Origin of the sequence: Bradyrhizobium sp. th-b2 (genome assembly GCF_000426785.1) — a bacterium.
In the GTDB taxonomy this organism is placed as follows: Bacteria; Pseudomonadota; Alphaproteobacteria; order Rhizobiales; family Xanthobacteraceae; genus Bradyrhizobium; species Bradyrhizobium septentrionale.
Map to the genome: position 1 here is coordinate 100,036 of NZ_AUGA01000013.1, position 22,575 is coordinate 122,610.

Genomic DNA, 22,575 nt, shown 5'->3' on the forward strand with positions numbered 1-22,575 from the left:
CACAGCTCAACAGGAGAAGACGATGACCGACGCAAACCCCCGCGGCGAGAAGTTCGAGCGCGGCCTCAAGACCCGCCGCACCGTGCTCGGCGACGCCTATGTCGAGCGATCGCTGAAGGCCGCCGACGATTTCAACTGGCCGATCCAGAAGCTCGCGACCGAATATTGCTGGGACGAGATCTGGAATCGCCCTGATCTCGACAAGCGCAGCCGCAGCCTGCTCAACCTCGGCATGATCGCGGCGCTCAACCGGCCGCACGAGCTCAAGGTGCATATCCGCGGCGCGCTCAACAACGGCCTGAGCAAGACCGAGCTGCGCGAGGTGTTCCTGCAGATCGCGGTCTATTGCGGCATGCCCGCCGGGCTCGACAGCTTCCGCATCGCCAAGGACGTCTTTGCGGAGATGGGTCTTGTCGACTGAACCGGCCCCGATCGTATCAGCCGCATGGCAGGGCTTTGTCCGGCACGATGTGCAGGGACAGGCCGGGCGGCTCAGCGTCCGTGCCGGCGGCCCCGAGCGCGGGACGCCGGTGCTGCTCTGCCATTCGATCCTGACCAGCAGCGCGATCTGGCATCGGCAGGCGATCGCCCTTGCCGGGCGCGGCTATCGCGTGCTCGCACTGGACAGCCGCGGTCACGGACACTCGGAAGCGCCACGCGGCCCCTACACCATGGATGATCTGGTGGCGGATGCGGTCGCGGTACTCGACCACTTCGGCATCCGGCAAGCTCATGTGATCGGCGTCTCGCAGGGCGGCATGACGGCGTTCGGTCTCGGCGTGCGTCATCCCGACCGCCTGCTCAGCCTGTGCGCAATCGCCGCACGCGCCGATGCGCCGCCGCCGTTTGCCGCGGCATGGGACGACCGGATCGCGCTGGCGCGCGAGCGCGGCATAGCGCCGCTGGCCGCGCCAACCGCCGAGCGCTGGTTCGAACCCGCCTTCCTCGCCGCGCGCCCTGCGATCACAGCTGCGCTGCTGAACTGCATCAACGAGACCAATCCCGAAGGCTTCATCGGCTGCGCCCGCGCGATTCAAGACCTCGCCTATCTCGACGGTGTGAAGACGATGCGGCTGCCGCTTACGATGATCGTGGGCGCGCGCGACCAGTTGCTGGTGCAGCCGATGACCGAGCTAGCGGCGATGCTGAGTTGCCGGCTGACGATCATCCCCGGCGCCGGGCATCTGCCCCAGGTGGATCACCCAGACGAGGTCGACACTGTTATCGACGGGCACTTGCGCGAACTGGCTCGATTTGCATAGCGCAAAGTAGGAATTCTCAATCCGGTAAGCTCTTATCGAAATGGGACCGGGCTGGCTGCGCCGCCACTCTGTCGGGCTATCGCTTGGTCCTTCCCATCCGTGGAGGAGATATGTCCGCACCGACTGCTGGCCGTCATCTGCACCTGATTCCCGCATAGCAGGCCTCTGCCAGCCCCTTTGTGGCGGTTCTCGCCCACCGATGACTCCCAACCCGGTGGCGACAGGGTCGTTTCCTCATGCTAGAGTACAGAGAAGGTCACAACGCGCCGGTGTATTGAGCATGGCAGTGCAGACTGACCCTGTCTTGTCCCCTCAAGTGACGCCTCCCTTTGAGCGGGCTTATCGGGCTGTCCTTGCGGCTGATGTGGTTGGTTATACCCGGCTGATGGAAGCGGCCGAGTTCGAAACCCATCAACATCTTCGGACTCTACGTGTCGAAATCACCGATCCGACCATCGTCTCCCATCGCGGTGAAATCGTAAAGAATACCGGTGACGGGTTTCTCGCGGTATTCGAGAGCCCGTTGGATGCGCTGGAGTGCGCGACCGAGTTGCAACAGGAAATCCCGGTTCGGGAAAGCCAGCATTCTCCCGAGCGTCGCATCGCATTTCGAATTGGTCTTCATTGGGAGCCCGTCATCTTCGATCTCGATGACGTCTACGGAAGCGCCGTCAATATCGCCGCGCGCCTTCAGACGGCTGCGCCGGCGGGCGGGATCGTGGTGTCGTCGGCCATGCTCGATAATCTTGATGGCGTCGGAGAACTGAAATTCGACAGCCTTGGTGACCTTCGGCTGAAGAATTTGACGCGGGCCGTCACCGCGTTCTCGTTACGACTGCCGGGGGTGGATCGCGGTGCGGCAGTCGGGTTCGCGGGCTCGCCTTCGAAACGCGCAAGACTGCCCTCGATCGCGGTCCTGCCATTCGTCAGTCTTTCAGACGACGCCGACGACAATTATTTCGCTGAGGGATTCGTCGACGATATCATCGCAACGCTTAGCAATATTCGTCATCTTCTGGTTGTTGCTCGCGGATCGACCATGATGATCGATCGCCGCGCCGTCGATCACGGAACGGTGGCCGGCGAACGGCTTGGCGTGCGATATTTTCTCAGTGGCAAGATCCGGCGCGCCGGCGGTCGAATTCGGCTCTCTGTTGAGCTCGGGGACTTGTCGACGGCATCGGTCATATGGGCAGAAAAATACGAGACGGACATCGAGCAGATCTTCGGCGTGCAGGACGAAATCGCCCTCATGATCGTGGGTCGCATCTCGGCGCACGTACAACAGGCCGAGGTCAAACGCGCGATGCGGAAGCGTCCCCACAATTTGAACTCGTACGATTATTTTCTGCGCGCGCTTGACCTCCTCTACAAGCTGGACTTTGCCAGCTTTTCGCGGGCTCGGACCCTGCTGGAGCGGGCGCGCGAGGAGGACGACGGGTATGCGGCACCATATGCATTTTCTGCGCGTTGGCACATGCTGAACATTGCCGAGGGCCGATCGACCGATCCCGACGCCGAAGTCGCCGAGATCATTCGGCTCTCGAATTGCGCCATCGAACGCGATCCATCCGACGCACTTGCTCTTTCACTGCAAGGGCACGCGCGGAGTGCATTCCATTTTGATTATGACACGGCTTTGGACTGCTTTGATCGTGCGCTTGCGGCGTCGCCAAACAATCCCTGGGCATGGATGTTCAGCAGCGCAACATACGGCTTCATCGGCCAGGCAGCGTCGGGAATTGAACGGGCCGAACGGGCCATTCGGCTGTCCCCGCTGGATCACCAAGCCTTCGTCAATTATACACGGCTCTGCCAAAATCATTATTTGAACGGCACCTATGAGGAAGCCATTCGCTGGTCGCGAAAGGCGCTCAGCCTCAATCCACGGTATGGAAACGCGATCCGGATCGCGGCGGCAAGCCTCGAGGCCGTCGGCCGGCACGAGGACGCCTCGCTGATGGCGAAGCACCATCGGTTGGTATTGCCGCAGTTCACTGTGTCTCACTATGCGCCGCGTTGCCCTTTCAAGGCGGAGCAGGCTTCACTTTACGTGCAAAGACTGGAAGCCGCAGGACTTCCTGTGTGAATTGGAGTGACCCGATTTGACAAGATGATCATTGGAGCTGGGAGGTTGCGATGCAATTTCATTTGCTTGATGGCGGCGGGGACGGTGGCGGCGACGGCGGCGGAGATGGCGGTGGCGGTGGTGGTGGCGGTCAGAGCTATGGCGCAGGGGGAGCCTATGTTGGTTCGCCACCGCCGCAGGGCGCACCTTTCCTGATCTTCGATCCGCTGGGCGGTGAAATCCGCGCGGAGGAACTCAACTTCACGGCGGTTTTCCCTTGGTCGGGGTGGCAACCCGATCTTTTTGGTGTGATCGCGCTGGCGGAGTTCGGCGAGACCAATTGGCGCCGCTCCATTCAGCACCGCGGTCCGCCAACGGATCCTGCGGACATTTGCGTCGAAATTGATCAACTGGCTGCAATGGCGCGCGACGAGCGCCCGCGCCTGATGGGTGAAATTCTCGATCAAAATGCCAGACTCCGGGGTTACTTTGCCGAGGTCTTGATGATGTCGGCGTGGTCACATCCCAACACGCTCAAGATCATTGAGATGGCGATCCGGGTCGCTCAAATGGTCGCGATCCACTTCAAGCTCAAATTCAATCGGGCTCGACCGCAACAGGTCTGTCCTGCTCTCGTTCCGTTGATCAATCCGCCGGGGCACGCCTCGTTTCCAAGCGCGCATTCGCTCGAAAGCCACCTGATCGCTCTGTCGCTTGCGGAGATCGATCCTCAACGCACAAAACGGCTGCTGGTCGCATTGGCGGATCGCATTGGTCGCAATCGAGAGGTGGCCGGTGTCCACTACCCGAGTGATACGCTTGCGGGGAAGGACATTGCAGGCCAGGCGTTCGAGATCCTCAAAAATTGTCCGACATTCAAGGCGACATTGATTGAGGCCAAGCGGGAGCCTGGCGGGGCCGGGACACTGGCCCTGCCATCCGGATATTCGACCTCCACTGCGAAACCGGAGGATCGATCGTGACGTCAACAGCAGACGAAACCGTTTCTCTCGTGAACGCAACCTGCGTCCCGATTGAATTGCCTCCGCTCACGCAATCGAGATGGCGGCTGCTCGACTTCAAGAACCTGCACCAGGAGAAGTCAAACTGGTGCTGGGCCGCGGTCGCGGCCAGCGTCGCCCATTTTTATCGGCCCTCCAGCACAGTGACCCAATGCGACATCGCGAACGGACAACTGGGCCAGGATGATTGCTGCGTGGGCGGCAACGAGACATGTAATGTCTACGGCTACCTGATGTCGTCGCTGTTCCGCGTTGGGCATTTCAGCAAATGGACGGCGCGCCGACCCGCGTCCTTTCAGGAGACCCAGGAAGAGATCGGCGGCACCCGCCCGCTATGCATGCGCATCGTGTGGAATGGCGGCGGGGCCCACCTTGTCACGATCAAAGGTTACGCCGGTGAATCGGCGCCCGGTGCGCAGCAGCAAGATGACCGCGGCCTGGCGATCGCGGACCCTTGGTGGGGCCTCTCGGACATCGACGCCGAGGAATTCCCCCGCGGTTACATCAACTGCGGTACCTGGACGGACACATACTACACCAAGGGGGCAGCGCATGCCGATCTCAGCAGTTGATCTTTCAGATGGTGCCCGCAACGCCGTCCTTGCCGGCATGATCAAGCGAGCATCCACGCGGGGCTTTGCGACGCCCAAGTTAAGCTTCGCGCACAGCGACCATCCCGAAGGCCTCCAGCTTTGCGCACCGCATCGCATTGCACTGCTGCGATTGAACACGTTGCGTCGTCTGATCCGGCCCAACAACGGCGCCAAGGCTCCCGCGTCAATTGAGTTGCCCGCGCTCGATTCCGTAGTGACCATCCTCGGTTGGCGGTTTCTCATCTATGACAGGAACGACGCTCTCGAGCCGATTGCTGCGGCTCATGCTGTGTTGACAGATCACGGAGGTTACCGCCTGGCCGAATTGAACGAGGGGCCATACGTCACCAGCTCTCTCAAAGCGCTTCAGACACCCTCGGTCCGCGAAGCGATCTCGTCCAGCATCGACGATGGCAACTCTTGCGAGCCAATGCTGCTGCTTGCGCCGGCAATTTACTTTGCCGGATTGTGGATCCGATATCAGGACAGCCAAAAAGACTTCATCCTGCCGATGGATTCGAACCTTCTGCCCGCCTTCCGTGACGTGAAGCCCGCACAGCTGCTTGCTGTCCTGTTTCAAGCATCGCTTGCGGTTCCAACCGACAGCGCTTCGGCAGGGTGACACAAATCGGTGCCCCAAACTGCCGGGGTACCCTTCAAAGAAACAGCGGGAGCCCTCAGGCCGATCCTGCTAGCTCCCGCGAATTGCTTCGTTGGTGGCATCGAGGGCGCCAAGCCGCACGATGGATTCTAGCACCAGAGTGTTTTCGAGCGAAGTGGACGCCGGTTCGCGCAAAGAAAACGCGTCAAAACAAGAAGCTAGGGCTTCGGTTCTGATTCAATCAGAACCGAAAGTACTCTAGAGAGCCCGCGCGAAATTGGCGAAGAATTCGTCCGCCATCTTCTTGGCCGTGCCGTTGATGAGCCGCTGCCCCAGCTGCGCGAGCTTGCCGCCGATCTGGGCATCGACGTGATAGCTCAAAAGCGTGCCTCCCTCGCGTTCGACGAGATCGACCTTGGCGCCGCCCTTCGCGAAGCCCGCCACACCGCCCTCGCCTTCCCCTGAAATCTTGTAGCCGTTGGGAGGATCGAGATCGCTCAAGGTGACTTTCCCGCGAAATCGAGCCGACACGGGACCAACCTTCATCCGGGCGACGGCGCGAAAGCCCCCCTCGTCGGTTTTCTCCAATTCCTCGCACCCCGGGATGCAGGCCTTCAGGATGTCGGGGTCATTCAGCTTTTCCCAAACCGCCTCCCGAGGCGCCGAAAGTTGAATCTCTCCAGTCATCGTCATCGCCATGGAACGTCTCCGGGCTTTCGGGAATGCATAGCGAGCATCAATTGCGAACCGGCGCGAACACCCGCGCCATGTAGGTGGACAGGTCGTTCGATATCTGCGCGCGCGAGGCGTCGGCGACGCCGGCCAAAGTCTTCGCCAACGTCTTCCTGAACTCGATCTGCATCGAACGGGCGATCTGGATCCGCTGCGCCTGAGGTGATCCCGCGCCGTGCATGGACTCGGTGAGATATCCCACGGCGTTCCTGCCGAGCGTCATATTTTCCACCAGGCGCAGGACCCGGATCCTGTCCTCGGTTGAGACCTCCGGACGTCCCTTGAGATATTTTTCGATCAGGGGGCCGACCGTTTCGTGCCTTAGCTCGCGCTCAGAAGGAAGGGTGACCATCAATCCGCCGGCAAGATCCTGCGCCAGGCGGCCGATCTCGTAGGGAAAACGCGTGACGTGGTGTTTGCACACATTCGCCAGCATCTCGTCCGGAAGATACGCCCCGGACTTCATCGCGATCCCCTGATGGCTCGCGGCGACACCGGTGCCATAGATCGTCTCGTTGAGATGGGTCATCTCGACGAGCTTGTCGCGTACATGCGAGACGTGCTCGACACCGTTGTAATCCGCGACCGCGGCGGCCGCGCCGATCAGCACGTCGCCCACGCCCGTTTTGCACACGTAGCTGCGGCGATGGTAGCAGGTGAAGCGTTCGACCAGCGTGGAGGCAAACTCGAACTCCCCGTCGAGGAAGACGAGTTCATTCGGAATGAACACCTCCTCGAAGACGATCATCGCTTCCTGGCCGGAGAACCGCGCGTTGCCGGCGTCGATGTCGCCCTCCTCGGCGCTGCGCGTATCACAGGATTGCCGGCCATAGATGTAGGTGATGCCGTCGGCGTCCACCGGGATGGCGCCGGCGATCGCGTAGTCTTTGTCGGCAGCCTCCAGCCGCATCGTCGGCATCACGATCAGCCAATGCGAATTCAGGCAGCCCGTCTGATGCGCCTTCGCGCCGCTAACATAGACGCCTTCCGACGTGCGGCGCACGACGTGAAGGAAGAGATCCGGATCAGCCTGCTGCGACGGCGATCGCCCGCGATCGCCCTTCACATCCGTCATCGCGCCGCCGATGACCAGGTTCGCGCGCTGCACGCGCGCGAGGAACTGCTTGAACCGCGCGTGATAGCCGGTGCTGTGCTTCCCATCCAGATCGTATGTCACCGAATGCAGCGAATTGAGCGCATCCATGCCGACGCAGCGCTGGAAGCACGTACCCGTCAGTTGCCCGAGACGACGCTGCATCTTGTTCTGCATGACGAGATCGCCGGGGCTCGCAGAGATGTGGAGGAAGCGGTTCACGCGGTCCCCGGTCAGAGGCGAGATAGCGGACGCCAGTTCGGGATCCTCGTTGGCGAGGTCGTAGGTCCTCGCGACCGCGTTGATCGACGGCTTGATGATCGGATGGTCGACCGGCTCCTCGACCGCCTCACCCATCAGATAGACCTTCAGCTTCCGCCCTCTCAGGCTCTCGATATATTCGGAGCCGGACCGGATCGGATTGCAGAACTGAGCCGAGCCGCCGGCGACGACGTCCTGATCCATCACGATGCCTCCATCGGTGCGGGGCCGCAACGCAACGGCATCGCGGCCCCTGTTATCGATCTGTGTCAACCTTTCTTCACCAGCGGGCACGCGCTGTCCTTGAGCGGACGAAACGCCTGATCGCCGGGAATAACTTCGCGAAGCTTGTAGAAATCCCAATCGCCCTTCGACTCCGACGGCTTCTTGACCTCGTAGACGTACATGTCGTGGACCATGCGGCCGTCCTCCCGGATCCTGCCGTTCCTGGCGAAGAAATCGTTGATCCGCAGCTCGCGCATCTTGCTCATGACGGCCTGCGCATCGTCGGTGCCCGCGGCCTGGACGGCCCGCAGATAGTGCATGGTGGACGAATAGTCGCCGGCGTCGCCCATATGCGGCGGCCGCTTCATGCGCTCGAAGAACCGCTTCGACCACGCCCGCGTCTCGTCGTCGCGGTCCCAGTAGAAGGCGTTTGTCAGCACCAGCCCCTGCGCCGCGCTGAGGCCCAGACTCTTGACGTCGGTGATCCAGACGAGCAGCCCCGCGAGCGTCTGTCCGCCGTGCTGGATCCCGAACTCCTGGGCCGACTTGATCGAGTTCACCAGCACGTTGCCGGAGCCGGCCAGCGCAACGACCTGCGCTTTCGACGACTGCGCCTGGAGCAGGAAAGAGGACTGGTCGAACGTCTCGGGCGGATAGCGGGTCGCCCCGACGACTTCGCCGCCCATCGCCTTCACGACTGCCGAGGTATCGGCTTCGAGCGCATGCCCGAATGCGTAGTCGGCGGTCAGGAAATACCACGACTTCTTGCCCTCTTTGGCGAGCGCTGTGCCCGTGCCGCGCGCGAGGGCGTAGGTATCGTAGGCATAGTGGACGCTATTCGGCGTGCACGCATCCCCGGTCAGCCGGGATGATCCGGAGCCGTTGATGATGGCGATTCGGTTCTTCTCCTTCGCCAGTCCGGAGACCGTGAGCGCGATCGAGGAATTGATAAGGTTGCCGATCATGTCGACGTGATCGACGTCGAACCATTTGCGCGCCAGCGCTGATGCGGTGTCGGGTTTGTTCTGGTGGTCGGCGACGACGACCTCGATCGGCTTGCCGAGAACCTTGCCGCCGAAATCCTCGACGGCCATCTTGATCGCCGTAACGGCTCCTTCGCCGGATTCGTGCGAGAACTGTCCGGACATATCCGTCAGCACGCCGATTTTCACGACGCCGTCCGAAATCGCCGCGGTCTGGGCGGCGGCGCCGCCATTGATGACCACCAGCGTCGCAACGGATGCGACCAGGACGCTCGCTATTTTCAGGTTCATGACGTTCCTCCCCGGGGTCTCATGCCGCCGATTTCTATATTTCTTTAACTAGCATAACTAGACTTATATTACATGCATAACTAGACTGATTTTTCGAGCGAGTCAATCGCGCCGATGTGCTAGAGGTGCGCTACTTTCGGGGCCGCCGCACTCGCGGTGGCTGCATGGATGGACTTTCCGGAATGCCCGCCGCCGCCAAGATTCAGAGCACCAAAGCCTCGGCCAAACCGAGGTCACCGGCGGCTGCGGACCGGACGGCCGCCGGTCGAACCGAACGCAATTGTTCGGTCGCGCGCACGCTGGACATCGTGTCCGATGCCTGGGCATTCCTGATCATCCGCGAAGCGTTCTTCGGAACGCAGACGTTTGAAGCGTTCCGTTCGGCGCTCGGCATCCCGCGGGCCACACTCACCGACCGGCTGAGGAAGCTCACCCAGCTCGCCATCTTCCGCCAGGTCGCGCCCGGCTCCTCGCAACGCAAGGAGTACCGGCTGACCAAGATGGGGTTCGATCTCTATCCGAGCTTCATCGCGCTCATGCAGTTCGGCGATCGTTGGCTATCCAAGGGCAAGCCTCCTCCGCTGACGCTGATCCACACCAATTGCGGTTGCGACAGCCACCCCATCGTCACGTGCTCCCATTGCGGCGAAAGCGTCGGCGCGCGCGGTGCGACGTACCGGGACGGCCCCGGCGCCGGACGACGCCCTGCCAAGCCGGGCCGCAACACCAGGCGGGCTTCCGACGGGAGCCGGTTCATGCTCGGGCGCCCGAGTTCGGTTTCGCGCGCCCTGGAGATCATCGGCGACAAGTGGAGCTTCATGGTCGTTCGCGAGGGATTCTTCGGCAACCGCCGCTACGACAAGATCCTGACCGAGCTCGCGATCGCGCCGAACATCCTGACCGATCGGCTCAACCGCCTGGTTGCCAACGGCGTCTTCCACCGCCGGCAATACCAGAGCTCCCCCGACCGCTACGAATATCTTCTGACCGAGATGGGACTGGATCTCTATGGCCCCTTCATCGCGATGCTGCGATGGGGCGATCGCTGGCTCTCCAAAGGCAAGCCCCCACTGCTGCTCACCCATCTCAAATGCGGACACGACTTCAACGCTTCGGTGGATTGCGACCGCTGCAAACAGCCGATCGTCGCCGCGGATATGCGCTACCGGCTGACCTACGATCCCAAATCGTTCGGCGCCCTGGGGCCGCGATCGGTGGACTGAACGGCGTCCTTCCGTTCACGCCTGGCTCAACGCTTCGACCAGCTTGAAACGCATGATCTTCCCGGAGCCGGTCCTTGGAATTTCGCCGACGAGATGGGTCGCCTCGGGAATCTTGTAGGCCGACAGATGCGCCCTGCAATGATCGAGCAGCGCAGCCACATCGAGTTCGTTGTCCTTCGCAACGACGAAGAGGCAGGGCACCTCTCCGAGCGTCGCATGCTTCACGCCGACCACGGCGCAGTCCTTGACCTGGGGATGCCGGACGACGACCTCCTCGATCTCGGCGGGCGCGATGTTCTGACCGCCACGGATGATGAGCTCCTTGATCCGGCCTGTGATCGTCAGATAGCCCGCCGGGTCCGACCTCGCGAGATCACCGGTGTGATACCAGCCCTTGCGCAGCGCCGACGCAGTCTCCGCCGGCTTGTTGTGATAGCCCTGCATCAGGTTCGGTCCGCGGACGATCAACTCGCCCTCCTCGCCGAACGGGACGTCCTCGGCGGACGACGGATCGACGATCCGTACGGCAAGCCCGGGCACCGGCAGCCCGCACGATCCCATCGGTCGCGCGCCGCGCAGCCAGTTCATCGTCACCATGGTGGCGGTCTCGGTGATGCCGTATCCGTCGAGCAGCCGCGTCCTGAAGCGATCCTCGAATCCGCGGTTGAGGGTCGCCGGCATGATGGCGCCGGCCGAGATGCAGAGCCGGACCGCGCCGAGGCGCTCGACACCGCTCTCCTGGGCACGCAACATGAGATAGTGGAACATGGTCGGCACGCCCGGCAGCACCGAATACTTTCCGGTCTGCAGCAGGTCGAGCGCCTGCTGAGGCGAAAACTTCTCCATGATGTGTTCGCTGGCGCCCACGGCGAGCACGCCGAGCACGGACAGATTGAGGCCGTAGGAGTGGAACAGCGGCAACGGCGACAGCACGACGTCCTTCTCGTTCAACTCCGCGATCGGCGCCCAGCAGGACGCAGTGATCCAAAGCATGCTGCGTAGCGACAGCAGCACGCCCTTTGCCCGCCCGGTCGTCCCCGACGTGTAGATGATGAACGACGAACGATCGATATCATTGGGATCGGAGGGCGCTGCGGCATCGTCGACCGCGAGACGGCCCAACGAGACGCTCTCCGTTTCGGCATCCGCCCCCGCAAAGATCACATCCGGCGCGATGGAGGAGTCACGGCAGACCTTGTGAATCGTATCCTTTCTGGCAGGCGTCGTGACGACGAAGCCGCATCCGGCGTCGATCAGCCGATAGCTGATCTCCCCCTCCGCCGCATCGTAGCTGATGGGGACAACGACCGCGCCGGCGCGCAAGGCGGCGAAGCATGCTTCGATCCAATCGACGCCGTTCGGCAGGTAGATCGCGATCCTGTCGCCGTCGCGCAGACCGGCCTTCGTCAGGTTGGCCGCGATCGACGCTGTCCGCCTGGTGAGAGCCGCGTAGGTGACGGATCGCGATGAATCCCAATACGCTATTTGGCCCGGGCGTTGCTGCGCGTGACGCTCAAGAAGCGTCGCAATCGGCGCGATCAGATCGACGTGAAGCATGCCTCCCTCCCTAGACCATACTGTATCCGCCGTTGACGCTGATCACCTGCCCGGTGATCCAGCTTCCGGCATCGGAGGCGAGCAGGGTGACCAGCGGCGCGACGTCGGAGGGCAGTCCCAGACGGCGGATCGCGTAAGCCTTGACCAGCTTCTCGCGGTTCGCATCGACCCACGTCTTGTCGTGCGCGGTTTCAATCAGCCCGAGTGAGATCGAATTGGCGGTCACGCCCGAACGGCCCCATTCGCGCGCCAGCGACTTCATCAGTGCGATCGTGCCGGCGCGCGCCGCGGCACCAAGCGCCAAACCGGATTCGCCGACCCTGGAGGAGTCGCCCATGATCGAGATGATCCGTCCGCGGCCCGACGCCTCGAGCAGGGGGCCTGCGCTGTGGGAGCAATTCAGCGCGCCATAGAGGCAGGTGTCGATCTGCTTCTTCCAATCCTCCGGCGTGCTCTCGCTGAACCGCTTGCGGAACACCAGGCCGGCGTTGTTGACCAGGATGTCCAACCCGCCGAAATCGCTCTTGATGTCCGCGGTCATCTTCTTGACGATGTCCGCGTCCGCGATGTCGGCCTCGTAGGCCTTCGCCTTGCCGCCGGCCTTCCCGATCTCGGCGACCACCGCTTCGGCATCCGCCTTCGAACTGTGATAGTTGACGGCGACGCTCGCGCCGCGTTCTGCCAGCATCAGGGAGATGGCTGCGCCGACATCCCGTCCGCCTCCAGTCACCAGGGCAACGCGTCCTTTCAAGTCACTCATCTGCTTTTCCTCTCGATTTGAGCTTGGCTTGTTCCATCAGTTTGAAAATGCGCTCCGGCGTCATCGGAAGGATCGAGACACCGACACCGAGCGGCGACAGCGCATCGGCGATCGCGTTGGCGATCGCCGCCGGCGCGCCGATCGTGCCGCCCTCGCCCATGCCCCGGAAACCGCCCGCCGCGGCGGATTCGCTCTCGACATGAACGACGTCCATGAACGGTATGTCCGGCGCGGAAGGGATCATGTAGTCGACGAGGCTCGCAGTCAGGAGCTGGCCGTCTTCGTCATAGATCAGCTCCTCGAACAACGCGGCGCCGATGCCCTGCGCGACGCCACCATGCACCTGACCATCGACGATCATCGGGTTGATGAGACGACCGCAGTCTTCGGCGACGACGAATTTGAGGATTCGCACGAAGCATGTCACCGGATCGACCTCGACCACGGCGATGTGCGTGGCGGCCGCGGTCGTCCCGTTGATCGGATCGTAGGTGTAGGTGGCGCTCAATTCCTCACGTGCATCGACCGGCAGCGTCTTCATGTCGGAATAGACCGCCTTGGCGATCTGCTTGAACGTCACGGTGCGGTCGGTGCCAAGCACAACGGCCTTACCTTCGCTCACCTCGATGTCATCAGCGTTGGCTTCGAGGAGATGCGAGGCCACCCGCTTGATCTTCTCCTGAAGTATCCTGGAGGCGTGCTTCGCAGCGCCGCCCCCGAGCACAGCGCTGCGGCTTGCGTAAGTCCCGGTCGACATCGGCACCTCGTCGCTGTCGCCCTGGATGACGCGGACGTCCTCAAACCGGGCTCCGAGATCGTCGGCGACGATCTGGGCCAACGTGGTCTCGAGGCCCTGGCCATGCGAGGCGACGCCGAATGCCGCGGTAATGGCTCCAGTCGAGTCGATGGTGATCCTTGCCGTTTCGGAGCCGGTATTGATCGGCATGCCCGGCGCCACCGCGATCCTCGAGCCGATGCCCGTCAACTCGGCGTAGGAAGCGATACCGATGCCGAACAGGCGCCCTTGCTTGCGCGCATCAGCCTGTTCTTTGCGGAGTTGGTCATAGCCGGCCGCCTCTGCAGCGGCTTCGAGACATTCGATGAAACCGGTCTTGTCCCAGATAATTCCGGACGCGATCCGGTACGGAAACTCCTCCGCCCGGACCAGATTCCGGCGCCTGATTTCGAGCGGATCGATGCCAAGCGCGGCCGCTCCGAGGTCCATCAGCCGCTCCGCCACGAAGGTCGAGATCGGACGGCCGACGCCGCGGTAAGGGCCGGTCGGCGGTTTGCAGGTCGCAACGCCGCGCACAGTGCCCCTGTAGGATCCGATCCTGTAGGGCCCCGGCAGGAAACTCACGACCTGAACGGGTTCCAGGCCACAGGTCCATGGATAGATCGAGAACGCGCCGACGTCCCCGATCACGTCCGCCTGCAGCGAGGTCGCGATGCCATCCGCGTCGAACCCCATCTGCGCATCGACGATTTCGGCGAACGCCTGGCTGCTGCTGCTGACGTCTTCGAGCCTGTCCGCCGTCCACTTGACCGACCGACGAAGCCTGCGCGCCGCAATGCAGATCAGGAGTTCCTCCGGATAGAGCGATCCCTTCGACCCGAAGCTCCCGCCAACGTCCGGTGCGACCACCCGCAGGCGATGCCCCGGCAGGTCCAGCGATTCCGAGACCGCGTCGCGAACGATGCCGGGAATGTTCGACGACGTGTAGAGCGTGATGGCATCACGACGCTTGTCGTACTCCGCGGTATAGCTTCGCGGCTCCATCGCGAGCGGCGCCTTGCGCGTCATCTCGAAACGGCCGCCGACCTTGACCGCGGCAGCCTTCAGATCGGCTGCAACATCGCCCTTCTTGAATTCGCGGGCGATCAGCACATTGGTGCCGGCGGCTTCGTGCAGCAGCGGCGCACCATCTGCGATGGCGGATTCCGCGCGCGAGATTGCATCGAGCGGTTCGTACTCGACGTCGATCAATTCGAGCGCGTCCTCGGCCAGGTACCGCGATGTCGCAACGACCGCGACGACAGCCTCCCCGACGTAGCGGACCTTTCCGGAAGCAAGTGGCACGATCGGCGTCGCGTAGTAGTTCGGCATCCGCGAGAACGGGATCACCGGCTTGAAATCGCCGGCAATGTCCTCCGCTGTGAGCACAGCGACCACGCCGGGCGCAGCCCGCGCCGCCGCGCTATCGATGCGGACGATAAGCGCGTGCGGCTGACCGCTGCGAAGGAACGCCAGATGAAGCGGCCGGTCCGGTTTCCGGTCGGCCGTGTATTCGCCGTTCCCGGTCAGAAGACGCGGGTCTTCGGTGCGCTTGATCGGCGCACCGACGTTCCGCGGCCTCAGGACGTCGGAGGGACCTGCGCGCCGATCGCTATTCATAGCCTTCGGATCCCTTGCGCAAGGTCCGCCACTGCGCGTCGTCATGGCCACAGATGATGGTGGCTCCGTTCCGCTCGATTCGCCGTATCTCCTGGAAGGTCTTCAACTGCTGCTCGACGTTCCAGGTATTTCGCGGAGCCTCGTCTGCATCGAGATTCTGCCGCAGACTGACCGCGTCGGAGGCCAGCAGAAACCGGCCGTCGCGGTCGAGGCTGACGAGCGCCCCGAGCATCCCCGGCGTGTGGCCCGGCAGCGGCACCAAAACGACGCTGGAATCGCCGAACAAATCCTTTTCCCCGCTCACGGGCTCGATCGGCTGTCCGTAGTCCCAGTCGTCCCTGAGATAGCCGGACGCGTCGGCATGCGGCGCGTTAGCGGCTTCGATCTCTTTCGCGTGGGCCAGGATCGTCGCCTTCTTGAAGAACTGGTTGCAGCCGCAATGGTCGGGGTGAAAGTGCGAATTCACGACGATATCGATGTCGCCGGGTTCAAGGCCGCTGCACGCGAGACTCGGCAGCAAGGTCTCGCTTGCGTACATCATTGGCTTCATGACTTTGGCAAGCGGTCCCCACCGCCCCTCGGCATCGTCGACCACAGACGGATGACAGCCGGTATCGAACAGCACGTTGCCCTGCTTGTGCCGGATCAACGCGCTGCTGACGGGAAGATCGATGGTTTCGCTGCGGTCGGCGTCCGGCACGTAGATGCTCTTCTTCATACGGAGGCGCCCCGCGGCGAGGAAGTTAAGCTTCATGACGCCTTCTCCGTGCGCTTGGCGGCGGCGCTTCGGATCGCCGCGATGATGTTCTGATATCCGGTGCAACGGCAGAGATTGCCCGAGAGCCCCTCGCGGATGTCCTCGTCGGTTACGAGCGGATATTTCCGGAGCAGATCTTCGCCGGTCATCAGCATGCCCGGCGTACAGAAGCCGCACTGCAGCCCGTGGTGCTCGCGGAACTGAGCCTGCAGCTCATTGAGCTCTTCCGGCGATCCGAGCCCTTCGACCGTAACGATCTCCGCGCCGTTGGCCTGGACGGCCAACATGAGGCAGGATCGCGCGCTGTCGCCGTTCACCAGAACCGTGCAGGCACCGCACACGCCGTGCTCGCATCCGACATGCGTCCCGGTCAGGCCAAGCCGGTCACGCAAGAAATCGGAAAGCAGCAAGCGCGGCTCGACATCCGATACGTCGTAGCTCTCGCCGTTCACGGTCACCGATACGCTGCTTGTCATCCGATCAGCCCCTCATCGCCAGCGCCGTCTGCAACGCCCGTTTCGCCAGTTGTGCGAGCAGATGCTTGCGGTAGTCGGCCGAAGCATGGAGATCGTCATTCGGCGAGACCTGGGCGACGACGATCTCGGAGAAGCGATCGGGCATCCGGTCGTCGAGCTCCAACGCGATGAGTTTCTCCTCCGCCTCGTTCAGCCGCCGCGGCGTGTCGGCCACGCCCATCACCGCGACGCGCGCGGCCGCCAATCCGGACGGGCCGCGGAGCACGGAGACGGCGATGCTGGCCAGCGCAAAATCGCCGAAGCGGCGCGCGACCTCCTCGAATGCCCAGCCGTCCTGCTTCAGGATCGGAAACGCGACCTCCACCACGATCTCTTCCGGCTCAAGGCAGTTCGTCAGGGCGTCGACGAAGAATTCCTTTGGGGTGATCCTCCGGCGGCCCGAAGGCCCCTGGACCAGGATTTCGGCTTCGTAGAATGTCGCAAGCATCGGGAGTTCGGCAGCGGGATCCGCATGGGACAGACTGCCACCGATCGTGCCGCGGTTGCGGATCGCAAGATGCGCGACGTGGCGCATCGCCGCCGCAATCACCGGCAGCTTCGCGGCGATCAACGGCGAATGTTCCAGCTCGCGATGGCGCGTCAGCGCGCCGACGGCGATGCGGTCGCCGCGGTCCTCAATGTAGGACAATCCCTCGATGCGATTCAGGTCGACGAGCACGGTCGGACGCGCCATCCGGAAGTTCAACAGTGGCATCAGGCTTTGACCGCCGGCCAGCACCTTGCCTTCGCCGTTCGCGGCAACGAGCGCTTCGACGGCGGCTTCCACCGTGGACGGCACGACGTAGTCGAATTGGGCAGGCTTCATTGGGTGCCCTCCAAAGCTGGTTCCCTTCCGGACCTACGCGCCGCGGAATCGCGGCGACCGCTTCTCCGCGAACGCACGGCGGCCTTCCTGGAAGTCCTCGCTGTCGGCGGCTTCGTCGATGAGCCGCTGCGCCGCGGGCGGATCGAGCGCGCCGGCGCCCATCGAAAGCCCGTTCAGCATGGACTTCGCGCCGGCGATCGACAGCGGCGCATTGGCCGCCAACCGCTGCAGAAAGCCCTCCGCCGCGAGGCCTGCGTCTTCGTGTAGTTCGTCGAGCAATCCCATCGACAGCGCCTGCTCCGCTGGGTAGCGGTCCGCTGAGTAGAGGATCCGCTTTGCGTTCGAAACTCCCGTCAGGGCCAGCAGGCGTTGCACGCTATGCAGGCCGTAGACGATCGAAAGCCTCGCTGCGGGGATGCCGAACGTCGCGGTTCGATCGCCGAAGCGGAAATCGCACGCCAACGCGAGATGGCAGCCGCCGCCGAGACAATAGCCGGAGATCGCGGCCACCACCGGCTTTCCGAGCACCGCAATCGCACCCGAGCAGGCGTCGACTGCGACTTCGTAGGCGGCGCTTTGATGCCTGTCGTCCCTGATCACTTCGAATTCGGAAATGTCGGCGCCGACCGAGAAATCCTTGCCCGCCCCCCGAAGGACGATGCCGCGAACCGCCCGGTCTCCGGCGAAGCCCGCGAAGATCTCGGCCATTTCGCGCCACATCGCCAACGTCACGGCATTCTTCACGGCAGGCCGATTCAGAATGACGTGAACGATGCCGTCGCGGCGCTCGATGTGGATGTCCTCCGACACGTAACCTCTCCGGCGCTCAGCCGACGAATCCCGGAAACTTTCCGACGGACAGTCGGCGCTCCCTGTCACTTGCATAAGTAGACTAATTTATTCGGCCGCGTCAAGCCGCAAGAGCTTTTTGACGTTCTTTCCTCGTAAGTGGATGATCGGGAGGCCGGAATCGCCAGGCGAAGGGCAGGCGCGGCGCGCAGCGCCGGCTATCGCTTGCGGGAGCGATCGATCGCAGCGCCGCGGACCATGAGGGCGATCTGGCGGCCGACCTGGTCGACGCTGAGCGGACCGCCTGCCTTGAACCAGAACACGGTCCAGTTCATGGCGCCGAGCATCGACAGGCGGAAGGCATGCCGGTCGCAGTCGGGATTGAGCGGAAGTTCATCGATCAGGCCCGCGAAGATCTGCTCATACTCGTCGCGCTGACGAACCAGCTTCCGGACGCCTCGAAGATTGTAGTAGCGCGGCGGGGTGAGAATGGCCCGGGTGACGCTGCCACCGAGCAGGATACGGCAATGCGCGACGATCGCTTCCTCGAGCCGCGCCCACGGATCGGTAACCCCGGCGATCGCAGTTTCGACCTCGCGGCGCATCGCCGTCAGGCTCTCCTGATGCACTGTGAACAGCAGGTCTTCCTTGGAAGGAAAGTGATAGTACAGCGAGCCTGACAGCACGCCGGATGCCGCGGCGATCTCCCGGATCGAGGTGCCCTCGAAGCCTTTGTGGGCGAACAGCCCGGATGCGGCAGCGATGATCTGCCGGCGACGGTCGGGCCCTCGTCGAAGCGATTTCGGCTTCTTCTCGCCGCCCTTCGCGCGCCCTTTGGGCTTCGTCATTCTCTTGTCAGCCGTCAACGGAAACAACCAGCCTCGCCGCTTTCGATTGCCGCCCATCTACACTTTTGAGCACATGTTGTCGAGAATTGCTGCCGGGCTCGACAGCTCCGTTGTGCGGCCTTGCGGACTTCGCAGCCGTCGTCGGCCCACGGCGTCCTTCCCCTGAATCGCAAGCCGGGCTCGCCGAAGGCGATGGCGGCGCGAAGCATCTGGCCCTTCGGAAGATGTGGCACCTTCGGCGCATCTTGCCTCCCGGCTCGGGGCGGCCGGGTATCACGGTCTCCCCGGACAAGTAGTCATCCGATCCAGGCTTCTGACGGAGCATGATCCGCCGATTAAATCGCGATGACTTGCTATTCAATCAAGCGAGCGATAGAATAAGAGAAAGCTTCGCCAGGCGGCGTTCCCCGGAGACTTTCGGCCTCGGGTGACCTTACGGCGAAAGCGATCGGCAGGACAACGATCCGCCACCAGGAGGAGCGCCGTGAGCCACGGGACCAATCCGGATTTCGGAGACGTTTGGCGCGACCTGCCGCGCCAACGGGAGGATGCGGGCAATTCGCCCGGCGCCGATGCCATCAAGGCCGCCGAGTTCGGCCAGGCGACGAACCGGATAACCAATCTCTCACGGCGCAGAACCTGCTCGCGCAGACCTTCTCCAAATATCTCGCTGCGATGAACCTGCCGGCGCAGGCCAACGCCTTCCAGATCCCGGGAGAGCATCATGTCCGATTTCCTGATCGAGCATACGCCATCAGCCTACAAGTACCCGCTGCTGATCAAGCACCTGCTCCACGCTCCGATGACGCAAGCGGCAGACCAGGAGATCGTCTATCGCGACATCAGTCGCTACACCTACCGCGACCTTCAGGAACGGATCGGCCGGCTGGCGGGTGCCCTGACTGCGCAAGGCGTCGTGCGCGGCGACGTTGTCGGCGTGCTGGATTGGGACAGCCCGCGTTATCTGGAGTGCTATTTCGCGATCCCGATGCTGGGCGCGACCTTGCAGACGGTCAACATTCGCCTGTCGCCGGAGCAGGTGCTGTTCACGCTCAACCATGCGCGGCCCAAGCTGCTGCTCGTCAATGTCGAGTTTCTGCCGCTTGTCGAGCAGCTGCGCGACAAGCTGGAATCCGTCGAGAGCATCATCCTGATCTCCGATGACGGCAGCTTCCCCGCCACGGCCGGCAAGGTCGCCGGTCGCTACGAGGAATTGCTGGCAAAGACGTCGCCCGATTTCGCGTTCCAGGATTTCGACGAGAACACGCGTGCCACGATGTTCTATACGACCGGCACGACCGGCGTTCCGAAAGGCGTCTATTTCAGCCATCGTCAGCTCGTCCTGCACACGTTGATCGACCTGGTCGGCTTCGGCTCGCCGGCCCGGCAAGGCCGCTTCCACCGCGAAGACGTCTACATGCCGATCACGCCGATGTTCCACGTCCATGGCTGGGGGCTGCCCTACGCCGCGACCGCCGCCGGCGTGAAGCAGGTGTATCCGGGCCGCTATCAGCCCGACCTGCTGCTCGAGCTCATCAAGACCGAGGGCGTGACCTTCAGCCATTGCGTGCCGACCATTCTCCAGATGCTGCTGTCGGCGCCGAACAGCAACGACGTCGACCTGTCGAAGCTGAAGATGGTGATCGGCGGCTCGGCGCTGTCGAAAGCGCTGGCCAAGGCTGCGATACAGCGCGGCATCGACATTTTCGCCGGCTACGGCATGTCGGAATCCGGCCCGATCCTGACCATCGCGCAACTGCGCGAGGATGAATTGACCGGCAATCCCGACGCGGAGGCCGAGCTGCGGACCAAGACCGGCACGCCCGTGCCGCTCGTCGATCTCCGCGTTGTCGACGACGCGATGAAGGACGTCCCGCACGACGGCAAGACCTCCGGCGAGATCGTGGTCCGCGCGCCCTGGCTGACCATGGGTTACCTCGGCAACCCCTCCGCTTCCGAGAAGCTCTGGGAAGGCGGCTATCTCCACACCGGCGACATCGGCACCATGTCGGCCCATGGCGTGGTCCAGATCACCGACCGCATGAAGGACGTCATCAAGACCGGCGGCGAATGGATTTCGTCGATCGAGCTGGAGGATATCCTGATGCACATGCCCGGCCTCAAGGAGGCGGCGATCATCGGCGTCGCCGACCCGAAATGGGGCGAGCGTCCGCTGGCGATCCTGGTGACGGGTTCCGCCGACAGCGTCGAGAAGAGCGCGGTGCAGGCTCACGTCAAGAGCTATGCCGACAAGGGCGTAATCTCCCGCTTCGCTATTCCGGACCGCATCCTGTTCGTCGACGCGCTCGACAAGACCAGTGTCGGCAAGATCGACAAGAAGGCACTGCGGGCAAAATACGGCGACGGCTGAGGTCGCAGATCGGCCTGACGCAACGCAGCAAAAACACCGATCGCAAGGAGGGAACGATGGCCGAGAAGACGCTCATGGATATGTTTGCCGAGATCGGCAAGCAGTTCAACCTGCCGAAGATCGATTACGACGCGCTGCTGGAGACCCATCGCAAGAACGTCGAGGCGGTGCAGGCATCGGCGCTCGCGCTCTCGCAGGACGGTCGCGCGCTGCTCGCACTGCAGCAGGACATTCTCACCGACGTGACGCGCCAGAGCCGCGAGCTGATCGCCGAATTCAAGCCGCAGGGATCGCCGCAGGAAATTGCGGCCAAGCAAGCTGAGCTGGCGCGGCGCGCCTTCGACGCGGTGGTCAAGAGCACCAAGGACATTGCCGAGCTGGTGCAGAAGTCGGGTGCCGGGGCGTCGGCCATCATCATGAACCGGATCCGTGAAAGCATCGCCGAGGCGCGCGCGGCGATCGAGAGCAGGAAGGCCTGATTTCCGATGTTGCACTTCGGGCCAGCCGACACGGGCGGCTCGACCGGATGGACTCAGCGACAAATCTGGCCGATCTTCGTGCCGGGATGGAAGACAGCAACGCGAGACACGGTCGGCGCCAGCTGACGCACCGGAACTCAGGAGCGGACATCACCATGAAAAAGGAAGACGTTCTCAGGCAGTACACCACCCCGACCGGCGCGCCGGCCTTCGTTCCTGGCCCCCATCGCTTCACCTCGCGCGAATATCTCAACATCACCTATCGCACGGACCGCGAAGCACTGGTGAGGCAGGTGCCGGAGCCACTCGAGGTCGACGAGCCGCTGGTCCGCTTCGAGGTGATGAACATGCCTGACACCACCGGCTACGGCTCCTATGTCGAATGCGGCCAGGCCGCCGTGGTGCGTCACGGTGAGGAGAAGGGCGAGTACATCATCGGGATGTATCTCGACAATCTGCCGGCGATCGCCGCCGGCCGCGAGCTCAGCGCGTTTCCGAAGAAGCTTGGCTCGGCGAAACTGTTCGTCGATTCCGACACGCTGGTCGGCACGCTGGACTACGGCGTGCTGAGCGTGGCGCGTGCCACAATGGGCTACAAGCACAAGCCCTACGATTTGGAAAAGGCGCGGCAGGAAATCTGCGTTCCGACCTACATGCTCAAGATCCTGCCGAGCTACACCAAGCGGCCGCGCATCTGCGAACTGGTGCGCACGCAGATCACCAATATCGAAGTCAAGGGCGCGTGGCGGGGCCCGGCGCGCCTGCAGCTGTTCGAGCACGTGCTCGCCCCGCTGGCCGATTTGCCGGTGCGCGAGATCATATCCGCCACCCACATTCTCACCGATCTCACCCTGTCGCCGGCCGCGGTCATCTACGACTATCTGACCGACACTGCGCCAGCCGCAGTGAGGGAGTAAGGCCATC

22 protein-coding genes are annotated in these 22,575 nt (G+C 63.1%); 11 read left to right on the forward strand and 11 right to left on the reverse strand.

Going from position 1 to position 22,575, the window contains the following annotated elements; genetic code table 11:
- The first annotated feature begins 22 nt into the window (after nt 1-22).
- The 6 genes from K359_RS0117460 to K359_RS0117485 all read left to right on the forward strand — a co-directional run bounded on the left by K359_RS0117460 (nt 23) and on the right by K359_RS0117485 (nt 5,567).
- Nucleotides 23-421: a carboxymuconolactone decarboxylase family protein gene (locus K359_RS0117460; RefSeq protein WP_029080506.1), complete on the forward strand. Its 399-nt coding sequence runs from the start codon at nt 23-25 to the stop codon at nt 419-421.
- Nucleotides 411-1,262: an alpha/beta fold hydrolase gene (locus tag K359_RS57260; protein ID WP_165127264.1), complete on the forward strand. Its 852-nt coding sequence runs from the start codon at nt 411-413 to the stop codon at nt 1,260-1,262. The genes K359_RS0117460 and K359_RS57260 overlap by 11 nt, the downstream gene beginning before the upstream one ends.
- Before the next feature lie 280 nt (nt 1,263-1,542).
- Nucleotides 1,543-3,351 carry an adenylate/guanylate cyclase domain-containing protein gene (locus tag K359_RS0117470; protein ID WP_063618934.1) on the forward strand — a complete coding sequence of 603 codons (1,809 nt, stop codon included), beginning with the start codon at nt 1,543-1,545 and terminating at the stop codon, nt 3,349-3,351.
- A 50-nt stretch (nt 3,352-3,401) separates the two neighbouring features.
- Nucleotides 3,402-4,313, forward strand: coding sequence for a phosphatase PAP2 family protein (locus tag K359_RS65800; RefSeq protein WP_029080508.1), 912 nt, complete (start codon nt 3,402-3,404; stop codon nt 4,311-4,313).
- Nucleotides 4,310-4,924, forward strand: a complete 615-nt coding sequence (locus K359_RS57270; protein ID WP_165127262.1) for a papain-like cysteine protease family protein — start codon at nt 4,310-4,312, stop codon at nt 4,922-4,924. Before K359_RS65800 ends, K359_RS57270 begins: the two co-directional genes overlap by 4 nt.
- Nucleotides 4,905-5,567 carry a hypothetical protein gene (locus tag K359_RS0117485; protein ID WP_156928541.1) on the forward strand — a complete coding sequence of 221 codons (663 nt, stop codon included), beginning with the start codon at nt 4,905-4,907 and terminating at the stop codon, nt 5,565-5,567. The genes K359_RS57270 and K359_RS0117485 overlap by 20 nt, the downstream gene beginning before the upstream one ends.
- Before the next feature lie 237 nt (nt 5,568-5,804).
- Here the strand turns inward: K359_RS0117485 and K359_RS0117490 are convergent, their stop codons facing one another.
- From K359_RS0117490 to K359_RS0117500, 3 genes are all read right to left on the reverse strand, one after another.
- Complete coding sequence (locus K359_RS0117490; RefSeq protein WP_029080510.1) at nt 5,805-6,245, reverse strand: carbon monoxide dehydrogenase subunit G; 441 nt, start codon at nt 6,243-6,245, stop codon at nt 5,805-5,807.
- 37 nt (nt 6,246-6,282) lie between these two features.
- Complete coding sequence (locus K359_RS0117495) at nt 6,283-7,836, reverse strand: 4-hydroxyphenylacetate 3-hydroxylase family protein (protein WP_051346173.1); 1,554 nt, start codon at nt 7,834-7,836, stop codon at nt 6,283-6,285.
- Nucleotides 7,837-7,901: 65 nt separating this feature from the next.
- Complete coding sequence (locus K359_RS0117500) at nt 7,902-9,131, reverse strand: ABC transporter substrate-binding protein (RefSeq protein WP_029080512.1); 1,230 nt, start codon at nt 9,129-9,131, stop codon at nt 7,902-7,904.
- Between the two features lie 164 nt (nt 9,132-9,295).
- Here K359_RS0117500 and K359_RS0117505 point away from each other — a divergent pair, with 164 nt between their 5' ends.
- Entirely contained in the window at nt 9,296-10,354 is a 1,059-nt protein-coding gene (locus tag K359_RS0117505) for a helix-turn-helix domain-containing protein (RefSeq protein ID WP_245284641.1), read from the forward strand.
- Nucleotides 10,355-10,369: 15 nt separating this feature from the next.
- On the opposite strand, the gene K359_RS0117510 is transcribed toward K359_RS0117505, so the two are convergent.
- The 8 genes from K359_RS0117510 to K359_RS52250 form a co-directional block, all read right to left on the reverse strand.
- Nucleotides 10,370-11,911 carry a class I adenylate-forming enzyme family protein gene (locus tag K359_RS0117510; RefSeq protein WP_029080514.1) on the reverse strand — a complete coding sequence of 514 codons (1,542 nt, stop codon included), beginning with the start codon at nt 11,909-11,911 and terminating at the stop codon, nt 10,370-10,372.
- 10 nt (nt 11,912-11,921) lie between these two features.
- Nucleotides 11,922-12,671, reverse strand: a complete 750-nt coding sequence (locus K359_RS0117515; protein WP_029080515.1) for an SDR family NAD(P)-dependent oxidoreductase — start codon at nt 12,669-12,671, stop codon at nt 11,922-11,924.
- Nucleotides 12,664-15,066 (reverse strand): xanthine dehydrogenase family protein molybdopterin-binding subunit, encoded by a 2,403-nt coding sequence (locus tag K359_RS0117520; RefSeq protein ID WP_051346174.1) that lies wholly within the window; start codon nt 15,064-15,066, stop codon nt 12,664-12,666. The genes K359_RS0117515 and K359_RS0117520 overlap by 8 nt, the downstream gene beginning before the upstream one ends.
- The gene (locus K359_RS0117525; RefSeq protein WP_029080517.1) at nt 15,059-15,820 is read right to left on the reverse strand and encodes an N-acyl homoserine lactonase family protein; all 762 of its coding nucleotides are present in this window, start codon (nt 15,818-15,820) and stop codon (nt 15,059-15,061) included. The genes K359_RS0117520 and K359_RS0117525 overlap by 8 nt, the downstream gene beginning before the upstream one ends.
- Nucleotides 15,817-16,299 (reverse strand): (2Fe-2S)-binding protein, encoded by a 483-nt coding sequence (locus K359_RS0117530; protein WP_029080518.1) that lies wholly within the window; start codon nt 16,297-16,299, stop codon nt 15,817-15,819. Before K359_RS0117530 ends, K359_RS0117525 begins: the two co-directional genes overlap by 4 nt.
- A 4-nt stretch (nt 16,300-16,303) precedes the next feature.
- Nucleotides 16,304-17,164, reverse strand: a complete 861-nt coding sequence (locus K359_RS0117535) for a xanthine dehydrogenase family protein subunit M (RefSeq protein ID WP_029080519.1) — start codon at nt 17,162-17,164, stop codon at nt 16,304-16,306.
- Between the two features lie 33 nt (nt 17,165-17,197).
- The gene (locus tag K359_RS0117540; RefSeq protein WP_035976704.1) at nt 17,198-17,974 is read right to left on the reverse strand and encodes an enoyl-CoA hydratase-related protein; all 777 of its coding nucleotides are present in this window, start codon (nt 17,972-17,974) and stop codon (nt 17,198-17,200) included.
- A gap of 197 nt (nt 17,975-18,171) precedes the next feature.
- Nucleotides 18,172-18,801, reverse strand: coding sequence for a TetR/AcrR family transcriptional regulator (locus tag K359_RS52250; RefSeq protein WP_051346175.1), 630 nt, complete (start codon nt 18,799-18,801; stop codon nt 18,172-18,174).
- 484 nt (nt 18,802-19,285) lie between these two features.
- On the opposite strand from K359_RS52250, the gene K359_RS0117550 reads away from it, so the two are divergent.
- The 4 genes from K359_RS0117550 (at nt 19,286) to K359_RS0117565 (ending at nt 22,568) form a co-directional block, all read left to right on the forward strand.
- The gene (locus K359_RS0117550; protein ID WP_029080521.1) at nt 19,286-19,480 is read left to right on the forward strand and encodes a hypothetical protein; all 195 of its coding nucleotides are present in this window, start codon (nt 19,286-19,288) and stop codon (nt 19,478-19,480) included.
- A 45-nt stretch (nt 19,481-19,525) separates the two neighbouring features.
- Entirely contained in the window at nt 19,526-21,172 is a 1,647-nt protein-coding gene (locus K359_RS0117555; protein WP_029080522.1) for a fatty acid--CoA ligase, read from the forward strand.
- Nucleotides 21,173-21,228: 56 nt separating this feature from the next.
- Nucleotides 21,229-21,651: a phasin family protein gene (locus K359_RS0117560; protein WP_029080523.1), complete on the forward strand. Its 423-nt coding sequence runs from the start codon at nt 21,229-21,231 to the stop codon at nt 21,649-21,651.
- 155 nt (nt 21,652-21,806) lie between these two features.
- A complete protein-coding gene (locus K359_RS0117565) occupies nt 21,807-22,568 on the forward strand; it encodes an acetoacetate decarboxylase (RefSeq protein WP_029080524.1) in 762 nt (253 codons plus the stop codon).
- Nucleotides 22,569-22,575: the final 7 nt, after the last annotated feature.